Consider the following 18935-nt stretch of genomic DNA (forward strand, 5'->3'; position numbering starts at 1 on the left):
GCGGCCGGCAGGGGCGGTGGTTGGCCGCCCGTTCGGACTCGGGCGCGTGCGGCCGGTGGTGGCGGTGGTTGGCCGTGCGCTCCGACTCGGCCAGGTGCGCCCGGTGTTGGTGGCCCTCGGCCGCCCGCTTGGACTCGGGGGCGTGCGGTGGTTGGTGGCGGTGGTTGGCCGCGCGCTCAGCCTCGGCCGTGTGCGGCTGCTTTCCGTGCTCATCGGCTGCTCCACTGCGTCACCACCCGGGCCGGCGACCAGCCCGTGAACCCGCCCAGTGGGGCCGCTCGCTCCACGCCGATGCGCACCAGCTCGCCGCCGTGCTCCGCGTACGCCCGGGCCAGCACCTGTTCCGCCTCCACCGTCACCCCGTGCGCCACCACGCGCGCTCCCGTGGCCACACATGCCTCCAGTACTCCCGTCACCGTCACGCCGCCGCCGATGAACACCGCGTCCGGGGCCGGCAACGCGCTCAGCACCTCCGGTGCCTCTCCCGTCACCACCTCCAGTTCCGGTACGCCCAGGTCCACCGCGTTGCGGCCGATCCGCTCCGCTCGCTCGGGGTCTCGCTCGATCGCGATCGCCCGGTTCAGCCCGTGCAGCCGCGACCACTCGATGCCGACGCTGCCCGCGCCCGCGCCGACGTCCCACAGCAGCTCGCCGGGGCTCGGCGCGAGCCTCGACAGGGCCGAAACCCGCAGGTCGCGCTTCGTCAGCTGGCCGTCGTGGGCGTACACGTCGTCCGGGATGCCGATCAGGGGCAGTGCCGGACCCACGCACTCCAGCGCGAACACCGTCAGCGGGCCGGGGTCGCCGGACCAGCCGTCGGTGATGCGCTCCTCGGGGCCGCCCAGGTTCTCCAGCGCGAACAGCTCGCTCTCGCCATACCCCCGCACGGTGAGGAGGGAGCGCAGAGCCGTCGCGTCGGCACCCAGGACGAGCACCCGCCGCCGCGGGGCCAGCACCCGGGCGACGCGGGCCGACGAGCGGCCGACGATCGTCACCACCTCGGTCTCTTCGGCGGACCAGCCCAGCCGGGCCCGGGCCAGTGTCACCGACGAGACCGCGGGGAACGCGTCGACCTCGTATCCATGTGCCACGAGCGTAGTGCCGACCCCCGACAAAAACGGGTCCCCGCTGGCCAGGACGCAGATCCGCTGCCCTTCGTGCTCCGCGATGAACGCGTCGAGCGCCGGCAGCAGCGGCGAGGGCCACGGCACCCCGCCGACCTCCGGCGGCAGGTACGCGAGCTGCCTCGGCGCACCCAGCACGACGTCGGCGCCGAGGACGAGGGCCTGGGCCGGTTCGGACAGGCCGGGCCACCCGTCGGCCCCGATCCCCACCACCGTCAGGCGGGTGGGGCCGTCGGGTGCCGCCTGTTCCGAGCCAGGTCGACGTGATTTTTCGCGCACGATTTCCCACCCTAAGCGAGGCGGGCGCTGTGCGATGATCGGCCGGTCGCCGACCTCAGGAGTGCTGTTGAAGCCCTACCCGTTCACCGCCATCGTCGGGTTGCCGGACCTGCGTCTCGCCTTGGTCCTCTCCTCGATTTCGCCCGCCGTCGGCGGGGTGCTGGTGCGCGGCGAAAAGGGCACCGCGAAGTCGACGATGGTCCGCGCGCTCGCCGGGCTGCTGCCGGGCGTCGACGTCGTGGACGGGTGCCGGTTCTCCTGCGATCCCGCCGCGCCCGACCCGCTCTGCCCGGACGGCCCGCACGACGGCGCCGCGGCGCACCGGCGGCCCGCGAAGCTGGTCGAGCTGCCGGTCGGCGCGGCCGAAGACCGCGTCATCGGCTCGCTGCACCTCGAACGCGCGCTGGCCGAAGGCGTCACGGACTTCCAGCCCGGCCTGCTCGCCGCCGCGCACCGCGGGCTGCTCTACGTCGACGAGGTCAACCTGCTGCACGACCACCTCGTCGACACCCTGCTCGACGCCGCCGCGATGGGCCGCGCGACCGTCGAGCGCGAAGGCGTTTCCGTTTCGCACGCGGCGCGGTTCGTGCTGATCGGCACCATGAATCCGGAAGAGGGCGAGCTGCGCCCGCAGCTGCTGGACCGGTTCGGGCTGACCGTCGAGGTCGCCTCCAGCCGCGACCCCGAGCAGCGCGTCGAGGTCGTCCGCCGGCGCCTCGCCTACGAAGCCGATCCCGACGGTTTCACCGCGCGGTACGCCGAAGAGGACGCCCGGCTCGCCGAGGAGATCGAGTCGGCGCAAAAGCTCCTGCCCGCGGTCAAGCTGCCCGACGACGCCCTGCGCCAGATCGCCGAGATCTGCGCGTCCTTCGAGGTCGACGGCATGCGCGCGGACATCGTGACCGCCCGCACCGCGGTCGCGCACGCGGCCTGGGCCGGCCGCGACGAGGTCACCACCGAAGACGTCCGCGTCGCCGCGCGGCTCGCGCTGCCGCACCGGCGCCGCCGCAACCCGTTCGACGCGCCCGGCATCTCGGAAGAGCAGCTGGAGCAGGCCCTGCAGGACGCCGGGGCGGGAGAGCAGCCCGGTCCCGAGGACGACGGCCCCGGCTCGGGTTCGACGCCGGACGAGGCCCCGCAGGAGGTTCCCCAGGGCGACGCTCCGCAGGGGCAGCAGCCGCAGCAGTCGCAGCAGTCGCAGAACGGCGGGCAGCAGAAGACCGTCGGTGCCGGGGAAACGTTCAAGGCCAAGGTCTTCCGGGTCAAGGGCACGGGCGAGGGCGAGCGTGGCCGGCGCTCGCGCGCGATCACCGACAGCGGCCGCACCATCGGCGTGCAGCCGCCGAGCGTCCGCGACGGACGGCCGCACCTGGTCGCGACCGTCAAAGCCGCGGCACCGCACCAGAAAGCCCGCGGCCGCGACGGCGCCGCGCTGAAGCTGCGTCCCGAAGACCTGCGGTACGCGCGGCGGGAAGGCCGCGAGGGCAACCTCGTGCTGTTCTGCGTCGACGCGTCCGGCTCGATGGGCGCGAAGGCCCGCATGCGCGAGGTCAAGACCGCGGTGCTGTCGCTGCTGCTCGACGCCTACCAGCGCCGGGACAAGGTCGGGCTGGTCACGTTCCGCGGTGCCGCCGCCGAACTGGCGCTGCCGCCGACGATCAGCGTCGACGCCGCCGCGTCCCGCCTCGAAGGCCTGCCCACCGGCGGCCGGACGCCGCTGGCGGAAGGGCTGCTGGAGGCCGCGCGAGTGCTGCGCATCGAGGAGATCCGCGACCCGCGGCGCCGTCCGCTGCTCGTCGTCGTCACCGACGGCCGCGCCACCAGCGGCCCGGACGCCGTCGCGCGCGCCCAGGCCGCCGCCGGGCTCCTGACCGGCGTCACGACGGTCGTGATGGACTGCGAGAGCGGCAAGATGCGGCTCGGCCTGGCCGCCGACCTCGCCGCCCACCTGGGCGCGGACCACGTTCCCCTCGCCGACGTCGCCGCCGAATCGCTGGCGGGCGCCGTCCGCGCCCGGACCGGAAGGGCCGCCTGATGCCGCAGGGCAAACCGGAAACCGTGCCGGACGACGGGCTGACCACGCGCCAGCGCCGCAACCGGCCGCTGCTCGCCGTGCACACCGGCGAGATGAAGGGCAAGTCGACGGCTGCGTTCGGGATGGCGCTGCGGGCCTGGAACCAGGGCTGGTCGATCGGCGTGTTCCAGTTCGTCAAGTCGGCGAAGTGGCGCGTGGGCGAGGAAGCCGCGTTCAAGGCGCTGGGCAAGCTGCACGACGACACCGGCGAGGGCGGCCCGGTCGAGTGGCACAAGATGGGCGAGGGCTGGAGCTGGGCGCGCAAGTCCGGCACCGAAGACGACCACGCGGCGAACGCGCGTGAGGGCTGGGCGGAGATCAAGCGCCGGCTCGCGGCCGAGGCGCACGGCTTCTACGTCCTCGACGAGTTCTCCTACCTGCTCAAGTGGGGCTGGCTCGAGGTCGACGACGTCGTGTCCACCCTGGTCTCGCGGCCCGGGCACCAGCACGTCGTCATCACCGGCCGGTACGCGCCGCCGGAGCTGATCGAAGCCGCCGACCTGGTCACCGAGATGACCAAGGTGAAGCACCCGATGGACGCCGGCCAGAAGGGCCAGCGGGGGATCGAGTGGTAGCGCGCGTGGTGATCGCCGCGCCCGGCTCCGGGCACGGCAAGACCACCGTCGCCGCCGGGCTGATGGCGGCCCTGCGCACGGCCGGGCACCGCGTGTCCGGGCACAAGGTCGGGCCGGACTTCATCGACCCGAGCTACCACGCGCTCGCCACCGGGCGGCCCGCGCGCAACCTCGACCCCTTCCTGCAGGGCGAGGATCGGCTGATCCCGTTGCTGCGCCACGGTTCGGCCGGCGCCGACATCGCCGTGATCGAGGGCGTGATGGGCCTGTTCGACGGCGCGCTCGGCACCGAGGGGTACGCCTCGACCGCGCACGTCGCCCGGCTGCTCGACGCGCCGGTCGTGCTCGTCGTCGACGCTTCGGCCGCTTCGCGCAGTGTCGCCGCGACCGTGCTCGGCTTCGCCCACTACGACAACCGCGTGCGGCTCGCCGGCGTCATCCTCAACAAGCTCGGCTCGCAGCGCCACCTCGACGAGATCGCCTCCGCGCTGGAGGCGACCGGCGTCCCGCTCTTGGGCGCGTTGTACCGCAACGAGGAGATCCACGCGCCGAGCCGCCACCTCGGGCTCGTCCCGGCCGCGGAACGGGCCGCGGAAGCGCAGCACGTGCTGCCCGCGCTGGCCGCGTGGGTCACCGAAGGCGTCGACCTCGAAGCGATCGTCCGGATCGCGACCGCCGCACCGCGGCTTTCGGCGCCGCCGTGGGAAGCGCCCGGTGTGGACGGTCCGCGCGTGACGGTCGCCGCCGCCGGTGGCGCGGCGTTCACCTTCCGCTACACCGAGAACGTCGAGCTGCTGGCCGCGTGCGGGGTCGACGTGGTCGACGTCGACCCGCTGCGCGACGAAGCCCTGCCCGAGGGGTGCGCCGGGCTGTACTTCGGCGGCGGGTTCCCGGAGGTGCACGCGGCCGAGCTGTCGGCGAACACGGCGTTGCGCGCGCAGGTCGCTTCGGCGATCGAGCGCGGGATGCCGGTCAGCGCCGAATGCGCCGGGCTCCTCTACCTGTGCCAGTCCCTGGATGGCCTCCCGATGGTCGGTGCGGTGCCCGCGGACGCGAAGATGACCGCCCGCGGCAAGCTCGGTTACCGGCGCGCGGTCGCCGTGGAGGACAACCTCCTGGCCGCGGCCGGGCAGCGCGTCACCGGGCACGAGTTCCACCGCACCGAGGTGACGCCTTCGCACGGCGCTAAGGCGGCCTGGGGCTGGGACCGGCAGCTGGACGGGTTCGCGTCGCCGACGCTGCACGCGTCCTACCTGCACGTCCACTGGGCCGGGTACCCGGAGCTGGCGCACCGGTTCGCCGCGCGGGTGCGGGCCCGTGCCTGACTACGACCTCCACCACCACGGCGACCGCGAGGTCGGGCCGGGGCTCGTGGACCTCGCGGTGAACGTCCGCCTCCCGCGGCCACCTTCCTGGCTGCATGCCGAACTGGTGTCCGCTTTGGACACTCTGGCGGCCTATCCCTCCTCGGTGGACGCCGCGGCGGCGGTGGCCGCGCGGCACGGGTGTGCGGTGGAAGAAGTCCTGGTCACGGCTGGTGCCGCGGAGGCGTTCACGCTGCTGGCGTCGGCTTTGCGGCCGCGCCGCGCCGTCGTCGTGCACCCGCAGTTCACCGAGCCGGAGGCCGCGTTGCGAGCCGCTGGGCACGACGTTTCGCGCGTGATCCTGTCCGAAGCGGACGGTTTCGTCCTCGACCCGGCGCTGGTCCCGGCCGACGCCGACCTGGTGTTCGTGGGCAACCCGACCAACCCGACTTCGGTGCTGCACCCCGCTTCCGCGCTGCTGGCCCTGACGCGGCCCGGGCGGCTGCTCGTGGTCGACGAGGCGTTCCTGGACGCGGTGCCCGGCGAAGGGGAAAGCCTCGCCGCCGGTCACCCCGGTGTCGTCGTGCTGCGCAGCCTGACCAAGACGTGGGGCCTGGCCGGGCTGCGGGCGGGGTACGTGCTCGCCGAACCCGGCGTTGTCGAGCGGCTGCGCGCGGTGCAGGTGCCGTGGTCGGTGTCGACCTTGGCCGGGGTCGCCACGGTGGCGTGCTGCCGGCCGTCCGCTTTGGAGGAAGCCGAGAAGCTGGCGTGCGCGGCGGAGTCCGACCGCGAATACCTGGTGTCCGGGCTGGCTTCGGCGGGCCTCGCCGTGCTCGGCGACCCGCGCGGCCCGTTCGTGCTGGTGCGGGCGCCCGGCGGCGCGGCGCTGCGGGAGCGATTGCGCGAAGCCGGCTACGCGGTCCGCCGCGGGGACACGTTCCCCGGCCTCGGCCCGGACCACCTGCGGCTGGCCGTGCGCGACCGCGCGACGACGGACGCGTTCTTGAAGGCGCTGGAAGAAGTTCGCTAAACACCGACAGGGGGCTGTCGCCGCCACCGCCCAGAGTGGGCGGAGCCGGGAAACACCCGGTGTGGCAGCGAAAGGAACAGCATGCCCGGATTCAACGACGTCGCCTGGTTCGAGATCGGCGCCACCGACCCGGCGGCCGCCGAACGGTTCTACGGTGACGTCTTCGGCTGGAAGGTCGCGCAGGACGACACGGCGAGCACCGACACGGCGTACCGGGTGATCGACACCGGCGGCTCGCGCGGCGGGCTCTCCGCGGGCACCGAGGACTACGCGATCTTCACCGTGCTCGTCGAGGACGTCGCCGCCGCGTGCGAGCGCGCGGAAGCCGCCGGGGGCCGCGTGCAGCGCGCGCCCACCGTCAACCCCGTCGGCGTCACCTTCGCGCACCTGCTCGACCCGGCCGGCAACCATTTTTCCGTGTTCACCCCGCCAAAGTGAGCTGGTCGACGACGCCGTAGGGGATGTCGAGGTCCTCGCGCCGCAACGGGCGGGGCGGGGGCACCTCGGCGGTGACGGCGACGGAGGTGATCCGGTCGGTGCGGAAGGCGCGGATCTCCTCGCGCAGCCGGCACCACGCCACCAGGTACCAGTGGCCGGGCTTGCCGACGTACCCGAGCGGCTCGACGTCCCGCCGCGTCACGGCGCCCGCGCGATCGCGGTAGCCGATGCGCAGGACGCGGCGGGTGTCGAGCACCTGCGGCATCGGCGGTGGGCTGCTCGCGTCGCCGAGCAGGTGGACGCGGGAAGCGAGGTCCTGCGCCGCGGCGGCGTCGTCCTGCCGCATCGCCGCGACGAGCTTGCGCAGCGCCGAGCCGGCTTCGGCGCGGAAGGGCGTGCCGTCCAGCCGGCGCAGCGCGAGCGCCATCGCGACGGCTTCGCCGGGCGTGAGGTTGACCGGCGGCAGCGTGTGCGCGCGGTCGAGGCAGTACCCGCCGGTGCGGCCGGGTTCGGCGTAGATCGGGACGCCGGATTGCTGCAGCGCGCCGATGTCGCGCTCCACGGTGCGGGCGCTGACTTCGAACCTGGCCGCGAGCCAGCGCGCGCTGCGCGGCCTCGGTGCCACGGCGCGGAGCTCTTCGACGAGCGCGTACAGACGGTCGGTGCGGTTCACGCGGCCGACTTTAGGGGTGGGGTACGACAGTTTCAGGCGAGCGCGAGGAGGGCGGCCGCGACGGCGGCTTCGACCCCGGCGCCGAGGACGTCTCCGGTGATGCCGCCGAGCCTGGTCGTGCACCGCTTGAGGAGGACGGCGGTGACTCCGTAGGCGAGGAGTACCGCGAGCGGTCCGCGCCACCAGGGGAGCCCGGGCAGCAGCGTGCTCAGCGCGGCCGCGGCGAGGCCGATGGCGAGCGCGGCGGTGCGGGGGACCGAGCCGGCGACGGTGGCGCCGAGTCCTTCCGGGCGCGCGGAGGGGACGCCGTTCGCGCAGGACAGGGAGAGCGTGCACCTTCCGATGAGGACGGCGGCGAACGCTTGGCAGGGGGTGGTGAGGGCGCCGGCTTGGACGAGGAGGGTGAGGACGAGGGTGGCGACGCCGGTGGGGCCCGCGTCGCCGCGGCGCATGACGTCGAGGGCCTTGGTGCGGTCGTAGGAGGCGCCGAGGCCGTCGGCGGTGTCGGCGAGGCCGTCGAGGTGGAGGCCGCGGCTGCCGAGCGCGACGGCCCCGATGGCGAGGGCGGCGGTGGCGAGGGCCGGGAGGTGGAGCGCTTGGCCGGCGGCGACGACGAGTCCGGCGGCGAGCGCTAGGGGAACGGCGGCGAGGGGGGCCAGGAGCATGGCGCCGCCGGCCGTGCGGCGGTCGATGACCCGGGGCGCCGGGACCGGGATGGTGGTGAGGGTCCCGACGGCCATCCGCGCGGAGTCGGCCCAGCGGCTCACGGCTGGTTGTCCACAGGTGGCTCGGCGGTGGCTGAGTTGTCCACAGATCGCCGAGCGGGGGTTTCGGCGGTGCAGCGGCCGGTAGACTGGACGTGGGACGGCCCCCTGGGAGTGGTGGGGTTTTGTCTTCTCCCGGGGGCGGCCAGGCAGCAACCGCCCGGGCCGGAGCCGGGGGCCGTGGACGTCAGGTCGGGGCCCCCGGGCGGCTCGTGCGTCACGCCAGGTCCGCCAGCAGGCCCATGTCCGCCAGGATCGCCCGGGCCGCTCGCAGGACCGGGACCGCCTGCACCGCGCCGCTGCCTTCGCCCAGCCGCAGGCCGAAGTCCAGGATCGGCTCCAAGCCCAGTGCCTTCAGCGCGAACGCCTGCGACGGCTCCGTCGACCGGTGCCCGGCCAGCCACCACTGCTCCACGCCCGGGGCGATGTCCCGGGCGACCAAGGCCGCCGCGCCGGAGAACACGCCGTCCAGCAGGACCGGGATGCCTCGGACCGCCGCCTCCACCAGGAAGCCCGCCGTGGCCGCGAGGCATGCGCTGCCCAGCGTCGTCAGGCGGTCGAACGGGTCCTCGACGCGGCCCTCTGCCCGCGACAAAGCCGCGGCCACCGCCGAAGTCTTGCGGGACAGGCCCGCCGCGTCCACGCCCGTGCCCGTGCCGACCACCTCCGCGGCCGGGAGGCCCAGGGAAGCCGCGACCACCGCCGCGCACACCGCGGTGTTGCCGATGCCCATGTCGCCCGGGATCAGCAGGTCCGCGCCGGCCTCCTCGGCGGCGATCGCCCGGCCCGCCTCGAACGCCGCGCGTGCTTCGCCGGGAGCCAGGGCGTCCTCGACGTCGATCGAGCCCGAACCGCGGCGGATCTTGTGGGCCGTCACCGCGGCCGGTACGTCCGAACCGTCCCAATCCACGCCGAGGTCGGCCACCCGGACCTGCGCGCCGACCTGCGCGGCCAGCACGTTCACGCCGCTCTTGCCCGCCAGGAACACCCGGACCATCGCCGCCGTCACCTCGCGCGGGTACGCCGAGAGCGCCGACACGCCGTGGTCGCCCGCGAAGACCACCACCCGGACGTCGTCGAGCGGGCGCGGCGGGACGCTGCCGTGCGCCGCGGACAGCCAGGCCGCCAGCTCCTCCAGTCTGCCGAGCGCGCCGAGCGGTTTGACCAGGCCGTCGAGCCGCTCCAGCGCGGCGGCGCGGGCGGCGGGGTCGGGCACGGGTACGTCGAACACGGGCGCCTCCAGCTACAGGTCGAGCGCCCGGCCCGCGACGACCAGCACGACCCGGTCGGCGTCGGCGGACACCCGGTTGTTGAGTGCGCCCAGCACATCACGGAACAGCCGTCCGGACGACGTTGCGGGCACCACACCGCTGCCGACTTCGTTGCTGACCGCGACCACCGGCACCCGCGCCGCGGCCCACGCGGCGAGGAAGTCTTCGAGCCGGTCGTCCAGCCGGTGCTCCCAGCCGCGCTTCTGGTCCCACGCGCCGACGTCGTCGAGGACGCGGGAGAGCCAGGTGCCGAGGCAGTCGATGAGCAGCGGCTCGGTCGCCGTGCGCAGGGTGCCGGCGAGGTCGGTCGTCTCGACGGTCTTCCAGTGCGACGGCCGCCGCGCCTGGTGCGCGGCCACCCGGGCGGCCCATTCGGGGTCGTCTTCGCCCGCGGGCAGGCCGGGCGCGACGTAGACGAGGTGCGGGTGGCCGGCGACGAGCCGCTCGGCGTGCCGCGACTTCCCCGAGCGGACCCCGCCCAGGACGAGCACCTTGCCTTCGTCGCGTCCGTACCGGCGGAGGGCGCGTGCCAGGGTCTCGAGGTACCCGGCGAGCCGGTAGGTCAGCTTGGTCATACCCGGCATTGTGGTGCACGCGCTACCGTGCGCCACGTGCCACTCCGTCTAGGGACAACCGCGGCCGGACTCGTTACCGGATACGTCGCCGACGCTCTGTTCGGTGACCCCCGAACGGGCCATCCGGTCGCCCTGTTCGGCAGTGCCGCGGCTCGCCTGGAACACCGTCTGTGGGCGGACTCGAAGCCGCGCGGAGTCGCGTACGCGGGGTTGTGCACCTTCGCCGCCGTAGGGCTGGGCGTCGCGCTTCAGACGGCGACGCGGCGAAGCCCTTTCGCGCGCTTCGCGGTCACTGCCGCGTCCACCTGGGTCGTGCTCGGGGGCCGTGGGCTCGCCGCCGAAGGCGCCGAAATGGCCAGACTGCTCGAAGCGGGCGAAGTGCCCGGAGCGCGTCAGCGGCTCTCGCACCTCTGCGCGCGCGACGCGACGACGCTCGACACCGCCGAGCTGACCCGCGCGGCCACCGAGTCGATCGCCGAGAACACGTCGGACGCCGTGGTCGCGCCGCTGTTCTGGGGTGCGGTGGCCGGGCTGCCGGGCCTGCTCGGGTACCGGGCGCTCAACACGCTCGACGCGATGGTCGGCTACCGCTCCCCGCGGTACCGGAACTTCGGCTGGGCCGCGGCGCGGGCCGACGACGTGGCCAACCTGGTGCCCTCGCGGCTGGGTGCGGCGCTCGTGGTGGTGTGCGCGGGCGGCCGGGCGCGGGAATCCTGGCGGGTGTGGCGCCGGGACGGTTCGCGGCACCCCAGCCCGAACGCCGGCCAGGTCGAGGCGGCTTTCGCGGGCGCGCTGGGCATCCGGCTCGGCGGCACGAACAGCTACGGCGGTGAGGTCGAGAGCCGGGCGAGGCTGGGAGACGGGCGCGACCCGGAGCCGGTGGACCTGAGGCGCGCGGTGCTCTTGTCCCGCCTGGTCGGGGCGGCCGCGGTCCTCGCCGCGGCAGCGGTGGCGGCGCGATGAGCGGCCTTCTCGTCGCCGGGACGACGTCCGATGCCGGGAAGAGCCTGGTCACCGCCGGGATCTGCCGGTGGCTCGCCCGTCGCGGCGTCCGTGTGGCGCCCTTCAAAGCTCAGAACATGTCCAACAACTCGATGGTCTGCGGCGACGGCGCCGAGATCGGCCGGGCGCAGTGGGTGCAGGCCCGCGCCGCCGGGGTCGAGCCCGAGGCCGCCATGAACCCCGTGCTGCTCAAGCCCGGCAGCGACCGGCGCAGTCACGTCGTCGCGCTCGGGAAGCCGTTCGGGACGCTCGAAGCCGGCGAGTACGCCACCGGGCGGGCCGGGCTCGCGGAGATCGCCTTCCAAGCGTTCGAGGACCTCAGCGGGCGCTACGGCGTCGTCGTCTGCGAGGGCGCCGGCAGCCCGGCGGAGATCAACCTCCGCGGCGGCGACTACGTCAACATGGGGCTGGCGCGGCGGTTCGGCCTGCCGGTGCTGGTCGTCGGCGACATCGACCGCGGGGGCGTGCTGGCCGCGATGTTCGGCACCCTCGCGCTGCTTTCGGCCGAAGACCAGGCGCTCGTCGCGGGCTGGGTGGTCAACAAGTTCCGCGGCGACGTCGGCCTGCTGCGCCCGGGCCTGGACAGCCTCGAAAAGGTCACCGGACGGCCCGTGCTGGGCGTCCTGCCCTGGCTCGACCGCGTGTGGATCGACTCCGAGGACGCGCTGGCGTCCGCGGGCTGGCGCCGGGAGGCCCACGGTCGTGGCCTGCGCGTGGCCGTCGTGCGGTTCCCGCGCGCGTCCAACGCCACCGACGTCGACGCGCTCGCTGCGGAACCCGGGGTCACCGTGACGCTGACCGCCGATCCCGACGTCGTCGTGGCCGCGGACGTCGTCGTGCTGCCCGGTTCGCGCGCCACCGTCGACGACCTCGCCTGGCTGCGCGACCGCGGCCTCGACACGGCGGTCGCGGCCCGTAAGACCGCCGGCCGGCCGGTGCTCGGCATCTGCGGTGGCTACCAGATGCTCGCGGAGTCCATTGTGGACGACGTCGAGTCCGGCGCCGGTGCGGTGCCCGGCCTCGGCCTGCTGCCGGCGCGGGTGACGTTCGCCGCCGAGAAGGTCCTCGCCCGGCCGTCGGGCGAATGGCGCGGCAACCCCGTGCACGCCTACGAGATCCACCACGGTTCGGTGACTGTGAACACCGCCGCGGAGTCCTTTTTGGACGGCGTACGCGCCGGCCCGGTGTGGGGCACGATGTGGCACGGCGCCTTCGAGAACGATGCCTTCCGCCGCGCGTGGCTCACCGAAGCGGCGGCGCAGGCCGGCATCGAGTGGGCCCCGGCGCCCGATGCGCCCGGTTTCGGGGACCTGCGCGAAGAAATGCTCGACAAGCTCGCGGACGCGATCGAGGAGCACCTGGACGCGGCGACGCTGCTGGCGTTGCTCGACCGGGGCGCGCCGGCGGGACTTCCGTTCGTCCCGCCGGGCGCTCCCTAGTCAGGCGGCGACGGCGACGGTCTTCTTGTTCAACGCCTTCTCCGCGAACGCGCCGAACGCCAGGCCCAGCGCGAGCCACAGCGTCACCTGGGTGCCGACCGACGCCGTGCGGAAGCTCCACAGCGTCGACGCCGGGAACTCCGCCGGGACCTCGTCGACCACCGGCATCAGCCAGGCCACCACCCCGATCACGACGAGGTAGCCCGCCGCGGCGAGGAGGAAGCCGTTCCAGGCGCCGAAGCGGTCGGCCAGCTTGCGGCCGAACACCGTCGCGAGGATGCCCGCGAGCAGGGACACCGCGACGAACCCGAAGTAGAGCTCGGTGCGCGAGCCGATCGTGCCCGGCTGCCCGACCGCGGGCGGGTTGGCCGGGTACTTCAGGAACGGCACCAGGAACACCACGGCGAACGCGCCCGCCGTGAGCAGCAGGGCCGTCACGCGGGGACGCAGGTTGCCGAGCCGTCCTTGGGCGAAGGCGAAGGCGAGCGAGAGCAGGCCGCCGATCGCCACGCCGTAGACGAGGACGCCGGCGAGCAGGCCGGCGGTGCTCTGGACGTCCCGGGGGACGAGCTCCTCTTCGTGCTCTCCAGCGGGCTCGGCGCCGGTGCCCGCGTCGTGCGAGTGGGAATGGCCGCCGGACTCTTCGAGGCCGATGGCGGTGTTCACCGACGGCTCACCGAAGGCGTAGGCGAACCCGAACGCGAGCACACCGGCGATCAGGCCCGCGAGCATGCCGCGGACCAGCAGGGTCTTCATCATGGGAGTGCGTGCCGCCGATCAGTGGCAGGGGAAGGCCAGCAGGTGCCGGCCGTCGTGCACGAACTCGTGGACGTACATGTTCGCGAACACCGCGGTGGCGCCCTGCTCGGCGCTCACGAAGTACAGCGCGATCAGCGCGAGGAGCACCACGAACACCGCCCACGGCACGATCTCACGGATCGGGATGCGGATCGGGAGCGGGACGGCGGGAACTGCCGTGTGGGACATGAGCGTGGCCTCCTCGGGCTTTCGCGGCCTCATCGGGGTCGGTCACGAGGGTCCGGGTCTGGCTTCCCCCTGGCGGGGGTCACAGTGGCGCGACCGCGCGGACTTGCACCGCGTTCCGGAATCTCCTCGTCTGGCCGGTTGAGCGTAGGTCCGCCGTTCCGCGCGCGTCAATGTGACAATGCCGCGGTGACTCGAATGGTGGCGGCCCTCGATGTGGGCGGGACGACGATCAAGGCGGCGTTGCTCGACGAGCAGCTGCAGCCCCAGGCGGCACTGCGGGCGGAGACGGCCCGCAGCGCGGACGGGACGGCGCTGGCGGCGCAGGTCGTGGACATCGTGGCCGCGCTGGCGGAGCAGGCGGGCACCGGGCAGCCCGCCGCCGTCGGCGTCGTGGTGCCCGGGATCGTCGACGAGCAGACCCGGATCTGCCACTTCTCCGCCAACCTCGACTGGCGCGAAGTGCACTTCGGCGAGCTCCTGGAAGGACGGCTGGGGCTGCCGGTGGCGTTCGGGCACGACGTCACCGCGGGCGGCATCGCCGAGTTCCGGGTCGGCGCCGGGCAGGGTGCGACGAACGCGGCGTTCATCCCGGTCGGCACCGGGATCGCGGCCGCGCTGCTGCTCGACGGCCGGATCCACCGCGCGCACGGGCAGGCGGGCGAGGTCGGCCACATCGACGTGGGCCACCCCGGCAAGTGCGGCTGCGGCGCGACCGGCTGCCTGGAGGCGATCTCGTCGGCGGCCGCGATCGCCCGCCGCTACACCGAGCGCACCGGCCGCCCGGCTGACGGCGCCCGCGAAGTGGTCGAGCTGGCCCGCGGCGGCGACGAGGTCGCGGTCGCGGTGGTCCAGGACGCCCTCGACGGGCTCGGCCACGGCATCCGGACGCTGCTGACGCTGCTCGGCCCGGAAGTGATCGTCCTGGGCGGCGGCCTGTTCACCGCGGCCGACTACGTGCTGGAGCCGGTGCGCGAGTGGCTGGCCGCGCACCTGACGTTCCAGACGATGCCGGAGCTGCGGATCGCGAAGCTGGGCGACGAAGCCGGCCGCCTGGGCGCCGGCCTGCTGGCCCTGGACCTGCTGGACGGCTAAGCCAGGAGGACGTCGACCCCGGCCGCTTCGAACGCCGCGACGTGGCCGGGGTCCGCGCCCGAATCCGTGATCAGCCGGTCGACCGCCGTCGTGTCGCAGATGCGGGCGAAGGCGTGGCCGCCCAGCTTGCCGCTGTCCGCGATCACCACCACGTGCCGGGCCCGCGAAGCCATCAGCCGGTTGATGCTCGCCTCGCCCTCGTGGTGGGCGTACGCGCCGCGCTCGGCGTCGAACGCGTCCACGCCGAGGAACAGCAGGTCGAGCGTGATCTGGTCGAGGAAAAGGGTCGCCAGCGGCCCGGTCAGCTCGAAGGAGTGCTGCCGCGCGACGCCGCCGGTCACCACGATCTTGATGTGCGGGCGCACCGCCAGCTCGTGGGCGATGTTGAGCGCGTTGGTCACCACGGTCAGCGCCGGGGAGCCGTCCCGGCCGGGTGCTTCCGGGCGCAGCGCGAGCGCGCGGGCGACCTGGGTGCTCGTCGTGCCCCCGTTGAGCCCGATCACCATGCCGCGTTCGACCAGGCCGGCGGCGGCGGCGCTGATGCGCTGCTTTTCGGGGGCGTTGCGCGCGGCTTTGTGCCGCAGCGGCAGGTCGTAGGCCACGTTGCTGGCCACCGCGCCGCCCCGCGTGCGGGTCAGCAGCCGGCGCCCGGCCAGGTGGTCAAGGTCGCGCCGGATCGTCGCGGGGGAGACGTCGAGCTCATCCGCGGAGGCCTCGACGTCGATCTTTTCCCGCTGCCCCACCATGTCCAGCAGTGCGCTGAGCCGTTCGTGCCGGTCCAAGCCCATCCCTCCGCAGCACCTTCCCGAGCTGCCAAGGTACTACGCGTGACGGTGCCGGGACGCGGAAACGCGGGCCCCGTGCGGGGCCCGCGTTCCGGTGCCTAGCGGATCAGAACCACCACTGGGACTTGCCGCCCGCGATGAAGTCCCACAGCTGCAGCTTCGTGCCGTTGCCGCCCACCGTGCCCTCGGCGGTCAGGTAGCGCGGGCTGGCCGGGGTCTGCTGGCGCAGGTAGCCCTCGGGGATCTCGGTCAGGCTCCACCACTGGTTCTTGCCACCGGCCTGGAAGTCCCAGAGCTGGATCTTGGTGCCGTTCTTGCCGATCGAGTTCGCGTCGGCGTCGAGGTACCGGCCGCTCTGGTAGTTCTGGAACCGGTAGTAGCCCTCCGGGTTCTGCGTCAGCCACCACGCCTGGTTCGGGGCGGTGTCGTTGCAGTCCCACAGCTGGACCTTCGTGCCGTTGGCGTTGATGGTGTTCGCGTCGGCGTCCCAGCAGCGGCCGAAGGCCGCGGACTCGATGATGTACGGGCCCGGGTCGACGGCCGCGGCGGCCATCGTGTTCGTCGACTTCTTCTGCTGGACGCCGGCCACCTTCGCCGGGCGCAGCTTGAGCTGGCCGAGCGACGAGACCGCGGTGCCCTTGCCGTCGGCGGGCGCGGCGCCGGCCTGCGGCACGGCGATCAGGCCGAACAGGCCCGCGGTCGCGGCGACCGTCACCATCAGGCGCTTCATCTTCGTCATCGTTCCCCTTTTCGGATCATCGGTGTGCTGACGACGAAGGCGCGCGGCAACCGGCGCCGGGCCGCTGCGGCCCGGCGCCGGGAAGTGCCGGCGAATCCCCCTCGTCGAGACCGCGAACCCCCGAAAGCGGTCTCTGAAACCATCATTCAGGGCCGGTCCGTCCCCGTCGAGAAGATTTCCCGGAGAGGCAAAAACGCAGGTCAGATATGTAACGGAACGAGATCTTCACCCGATGGAGGGGCAAAGACCCGGGGGGATCGTGCGCATCGAACTGACGTTGCCGGACCTCGTCCGCGTCGGCCTCGCCGCCGCGGCCGACCCGATGGGTGAGCTGGCCGCGAGCCTGCAGCTCCTGCAGCGGCGCGACGGCGGCCGCAACGCGGCTTCCGCGGCGTTCAACCGGTGGCGCTACCGCGTCTGGCAGGGGCTGCCGGACTCCGCCGGGGTGCTGATGTGGCTGTGCCGGCCGGACGCGCCGATCCCGGAGTTCCTGGTGCCGGCGGCGGGCCGCTACGACCTCGAGACGGGGCTCGCGGCGGTGCTGAAGGCGGATCCGGTGAGCCTCAAGGCATCGCTGCGCACCGCGCCGCCCGATCGCGACCTGCCGTCGTGGGCGGCCGCGTTCGCCGACGGCGACACCGCGGGCCTGCCCCGATTGGTCCAGGCCATGCAGGACTACCACGACCTGGCGGTCGCGCCGGGCTGGGACGCGGTGTGCGCGCAGGTGGACGCGGACCTCGGGATGCGCACGCAGGTGCTGCTCCACGGCGGCGTCGACGCGCTCCTGACCGGCCTGCGCCCGAAGATCCGCTGGGCGGCACCGGTCCTGGAGGCCGACGACGGGCTCCCCGGCTCGCTCCCGTCGGAAGGAACCGGCCTGCTGCTGGTGCCGACGTACTTTTCGGTGGGCCCGGCGCTGGTCCCGCCGGTGCCGGGCGGCGTCCCCCGGCTGCTCTACCCGTGCGTCCGCCACGCGGCGCACGCCGCGGGCCTCGACCGGGCGGTCCGGAAGCCGCCGGGCAACGCGCTGGCGGACCTGCTGGGCCCGACCCGCGCGGCGGCGCTGACGATCCTGGCGGTCGGCTGCTCGACGTCGGAACTGGCGGCCCGGCTGGGGGTCACGCCGTCGGCGGTCAGCAAGCACACGACGGTGCTGCGGCGCGCCGGGCTGATCATCACGCACCGGGAGCGCAACACCGTGCTGCACTCGCTCACCCCGCTGGGAAGCGCTCTCTTGGACAGCTGACGTCAGCCGAGTGAAGCGGTCGCCGCCACCAGCTCGGCCAGCGCTTCCCGGCAAAGCTCGCCGAAGCCGCGTTCGTTCGACGGCTCCACCCACCGCTGGAAGCCCGTGGTGAAGGCGAGGCCGCCGATCTCGGCCGCCAGGCTCGCCGCCGGTTCGCCGACGCCGCGTTCCCGCAACGCTTCGGCCATCGCGGCCCGCAGTTTCGCGCGCTTGAGCAACTCTCGTTCCCGCAGGTCGCTGTGGCCCGCGACCACCACCTGGACCTTGCGCGCCCACTCGCGCCGCTCGGGACCGAACACCTCGCCGATCGCCGTCAGGGCCGCCGAGATCGCCTCGACCGGCGTCGCTTCCGCGGGCGCCGAAGCGATCGATTCGGAAAAGAGGCGGCTCAGGATGTCCTGGCCCGCGAACAGCACTTCGCGCTTGTCGGCGTAGTGGCGGAAGAACGTGCGCTTGGTGAGCCCGGCCCGCTCGGTGATCTCGGCGACCGTGACGCTCTCGTAGCCCCGGTCGAGGAACTCCGCCACGGCGGCGCGCATCAGCCGCTCGCGCGTGTTCGGCTCCCACCGGCTCATGGGGCCCAGCTTAGGCGATGGCACCGGGTGTCATCACGGTGCTACGGTGATGGCACCAAGTGTCATCACTGCGCGGAGGTCGTCATGCGTGTTTTCGTCACCGGTGCGTCGGGCTGGATCGGCTCGGCCCTCGTCCCCGAACTCCTGGGCGCGGGCCACGAGGTCGCCGGGCTGGCCCGGTCGGACGCCTCGGCGGCCACGATCGAGGCCATGGGCGCCGAGGCGCTCCGCGGCGGCCTGACCGACCTCGAGCTGCTCCGGAACGCCTCGGCGGACGCCGACGGCGTCGTCCACCTGGCCTTCGGGCACGACTTCAGCCGGATCGAGGAAACGATCGAGACCGACGCGCGGGCCGTCGAAGCGATGGGCTCGGCGCTGGCCGGCAAGCCGTTCGTGGTCGCGTCGGGCACGCCGGTCGTGCCCGGGCGCGCGTCGCTGGAGGACGACAACCCGGACGGCGCCGGTCCGGTGGCGGGCCGCACCGAGATCGCCCGCGCGGTGGTCGCGATGGCCGGGCGCGGGGTGCGGTCGTCCGTCGTCCGCCTGCCGCGGTCGGTGCACGGCGAAGGTGACAGCCACGGCTTCATCGCCCAGCTGATCGGCCTGGACCGCGAAAAGGGCGTCTCCGCCTACGTCGGCGACGGGACGCAGCGCTGGCCCGCGGTGCACGTCGTGGACGCCGCGCACCTGTTCCGCCTGGCACTGGAGCAGGCCCCGGCGGGCGCGGTGCTGCACGCGGTCGGCGACGAAGGCGTGGCGATCCGCGACTTGGCCGCGGTGATCGGCACCCGGCTGAACCTGCCGCCCACGTCGGTTCCGGCCGGGGAGCTGGGCTTCTTGGGCCTGATCCTGTCGGTGGACCAGCCCTCGGGCAGCGCGCGCACGCAGGAGCTGCTCGGCTGGCGCCCGACGCGGCCCGGCCTCCTCGAAGACGTCGAGAAGGGCCACTACTTCGGGTAGGAG

General features: G+C 73.8%; 20 protein-coding genes. 10 read left to right on the forward strand and 10 right to left on the reverse strand.

The window, feature by feature from the left end; genetic code table 11:
• Nucleotides 1-209: 209 nt before the first annotated feature.
• Nucleotides 210-1403 carry a precorrin-6y C5,15-methyltransferase (decarboxylating) subunit CbiE gene (gene cbiE / locus ACLJQM_RS14995; RefSeq protein ID WP_410631717.1) on the reverse strand — a complete coding sequence of 398 codons (1194 nt, stop codon included), beginning with the start codon at nt 1401-1403 and terminating at the stop codon, nt 210-212.
• 67 nt (nt 1404-1470) lie between these two features.
• On the opposite strand from cbiE, the gene ACLJQM_RS15000 reads away from it, so the two are divergent.
• The 5 genes from ACLJQM_RS15000 to ACLJQM_RS15020 all read left to right on the forward strand — a co-directional run bounded on the left by ACLJQM_RS15000 (nt 1471) and on the right by ACLJQM_RS15020 (nt 6824).
• Nucleotides 1471-3438, forward strand: coding sequence for a putative cobaltochelatase (locus ACLJQM_RS15000; protein ID WP_410631718.1), 1968 nt, complete (start codon nt 1471-1473; stop codon nt 3436-3438).
• Nucleotides 3438-4052: a cob(I)yrinic acid a,c-diamide adenosyltransferase gene (gene cobO / locus ACLJQM_RS15005; RefSeq protein WP_360774093.1), complete on the forward strand. Its 615-nt coding sequence runs from the start codon at nt 3438-3440 to the stop codon at nt 4050-4052. The genes ACLJQM_RS15000 and cobO overlap by 1 nt, the downstream gene beginning before the upstream one ends.
• Nucleotides 4046-5377, forward strand: coding sequence for a cobyrinate a,c-diamide synthase (locus tag ACLJQM_RS15010; RefSeq protein ID WP_410631719.1), 1332 nt, complete (start codon nt 4046-4048; stop codon nt 5375-5377). The genes cobO and ACLJQM_RS15010 overlap by 7 nt, the downstream gene beginning before the upstream one ends.
• Nucleotides 5370-6386 carry an Rv2231c family pyridoxal phosphate-dependent protein CobC gene (cobC, locus tag ACLJQM_RS15015; RefSeq protein WP_410631720.1) on the forward strand — a complete coding sequence of 339 codons (1017 nt, stop codon included), beginning with the start codon at nt 5370-5372 and terminating at the stop codon, nt 6384-6386. Before ACLJQM_RS15010 ends, cobC begins: the two co-directional genes overlap by 8 nt.
• 81 nt (nt 6387-6467) lie before the next feature.
• Nucleotides 6468-6824 carry a VOC family protein gene (locus tag ACLJQM_RS15020; RefSeq protein WP_410631721.1) on the forward strand — a complete coding sequence of 119 codons (357 nt, stop codon included), beginning with the start codon at nt 6468-6470 and terminating at the stop codon, nt 6822-6824.
• On the opposite strand, the gene ACLJQM_RS15025 is transcribed toward ACLJQM_RS15020, so the two are convergent.
• The 4 genes from ACLJQM_RS15025 to ACLJQM_RS15040 all read right to left on the reverse strand — a co-directional run bounded on the left by ACLJQM_RS15025 (nt 6808) and on the right by ACLJQM_RS15040 (nt 10107).
• Nucleotides 6808-7497 carry a helix-turn-helix transcriptional regulator gene (locus tag ACLJQM_RS15025; RefSeq protein WP_247019941.1) on the reverse strand — a complete coding sequence of 230 codons (690 nt, stop codon included), beginning with the start codon at nt 7495-7497 and terminating at the stop codon, nt 6808-6810. The genes ACLJQM_RS15020 and ACLJQM_RS15025 overlap by 17 nt on opposite strands.
• 32 nt (nt 7498-7529) lie before the next feature.
• On the reverse strand, nt 7530-8237 hold the full coding sequence (locus ACLJQM_RS15030) for an adenosylcobinamide-GDP ribazoletransferase (RefSeq protein ID WP_410631820.1): 708 nt from the start codon (nt 8235-8237) through the stop codon (nt 7530-7532).
• Nucleotides 8238-8478: 241 nt separating this feature from the next.
• Nucleotides 8479-9492 carry a nicotinate-nucleotide--dimethylbenzimidazole phosphoribosyltransferase gene (gene cobT, locus ACLJQM_RS15035; protein ID WP_410631722.1) on the reverse strand — a complete coding sequence of 338 codons (1014 nt, stop codon included), beginning with the start codon at nt 9490-9492 and terminating at the stop codon, nt 8479-8481.
• A 12-nt stretch (nt 9493-9504) separates the two neighbouring features.
• Nucleotides 9505-10107, reverse strand: coding sequence for a bifunctional adenosylcobinamide kinase/adenosylcobinamide-phosphate guanylyltransferase (locus ACLJQM_RS15040; RefSeq protein WP_360774106.1), 603 nt, complete (start codon nt 10105-10107; stop codon nt 9505-9507).
• Nucleotides 10108-10143: 36 nt separating this feature from the next.
• On the opposite strand from ACLJQM_RS15040, the gene ACLJQM_RS15045 reads away from it, so the two are divergent.
• On the forward strand, nt 10144-11070 hold the full coding sequence (locus ACLJQM_RS15045) for a cobalamin biosynthesis protein (protein WP_360774109.1): 927 nt from the start codon (nt 10144-10146) through the stop codon (nt 11068-11070).
• Nucleotides 11067-12548 (forward strand): cobyric acid synthase, encoded by a 1482-nt coding sequence (locus ACLJQM_RS15050; protein WP_410631723.1) that lies wholly within the window; start codon nt 11067-11069, stop codon nt 12546-12548. Before ACLJQM_RS15045 ends, ACLJQM_RS15050 begins: the two co-directional genes overlap by 4 nt.
• On the opposite strand, the gene ACLJQM_RS15055 is transcribed toward ACLJQM_RS15050, so the two are convergent.
• Nucleotides 12549-13307 (reverse strand): CbtA family protein, encoded by a 759-nt coding sequence (locus tag ACLJQM_RS15055; protein ID WP_360774115.1) that lies wholly within the window; start codon nt 13305-13307, stop codon nt 12549-12551.
• A gap of 18 nt (nt 13308-13325) precedes the next feature.
• On the reverse strand, nt 13326-13535 hold the full coding sequence (locus tag ACLJQM_RS15060; RefSeq protein WP_247019953.1) for a CbtB domain-containing protein: 210 nt from the start codon (nt 13533-13535) through the stop codon (nt 13326-13328).
• A gap of 195 nt (nt 13536-13730) precedes the next feature.
• Between ACLJQM_RS15060 and ACLJQM_RS15065 the strand changes: the two genes are divergently transcribed.
• On the forward strand, nt 13731-14627 hold the full coding sequence (locus tag ACLJQM_RS15065; protein WP_247025027.1) for an ROK family protein: 897 nt from the start codon (nt 13731-13733) through the stop codon (nt 14625-14627).
• Here the strand turns inward: ACLJQM_RS15065 and ACLJQM_RS15070 are convergent.
• Complete coding sequence (locus ACLJQM_RS15070; RefSeq protein ID WP_360774163.1) at nt 14624-15409, reverse strand: DeoR/GlpR family DNA-binding transcription regulator; 786 nt, start codon at nt 15407-15409, stop codon at nt 14624-14626. The genes ACLJQM_RS15065 and ACLJQM_RS15070 overlap by 4 nt on opposite strands.
• A gap of 109 nt (nt 15410-15518) precedes the next feature.
• Nucleotides 15519-16151: an RICIN domain-containing protein gene (locus ACLJQM_RS15075; protein WP_247019954.1), complete on the reverse strand. Its 633-nt coding sequence runs from the start codon at nt 16149-16151 to the stop codon at nt 15519-15521.
• 259 nt (nt 16152-16410) lie between these two features.
• Between ACLJQM_RS15075 and ACLJQM_RS15080 the strand changes: the two genes are divergently transcribed.
• Entirely contained in the window at nt 16411-17397 is a 987-nt protein-coding gene (locus tag ACLJQM_RS15080; RefSeq protein WP_410631724.1) for an ArsR/SmtB family transcription factor, read from the forward strand.
• A gap of 2 nt (nt 17398-17399) precedes the next feature.
• On the opposite strand, the gene ACLJQM_RS15085 is transcribed toward ACLJQM_RS15080, so the two are convergent.
• Nucleotides 17400-17972 (reverse strand): TetR/AcrR family transcriptional regulator, encoded by a 573-nt coding sequence (locus tag ACLJQM_RS15085; protein WP_410631725.1) that lies wholly within the window; start codon nt 17970-17972, stop codon nt 17400-17402.
• Between the two features lie 84 nt (nt 17973-18056).
• On the opposite strand from ACLJQM_RS15085, the gene ACLJQM_RS15090 reads away from it, so the two are divergent.
• Entirely contained in the window at nt 18057-18932 is an 876-nt protein-coding gene (locus tag ACLJQM_RS15090) for an SDR family oxidoreductase (protein WP_410631726.1), read from the forward strand.
• Nucleotides 18933-18935 lie beyond the last annotated feature (3 nt).

Origin of the sequence: Amycolatopsis sp. cmx-4-83 (genome assembly GCF_046548815.1) — a bacterium.
Taxonomy (GTDB): domain Bacteria; phylum Actinomycetota; class Actinomycetes; order Mycobacteriales; family Pseudonocardiaceae; genus Amycolatopsis; species Amycolatopsis pretoriensis_A.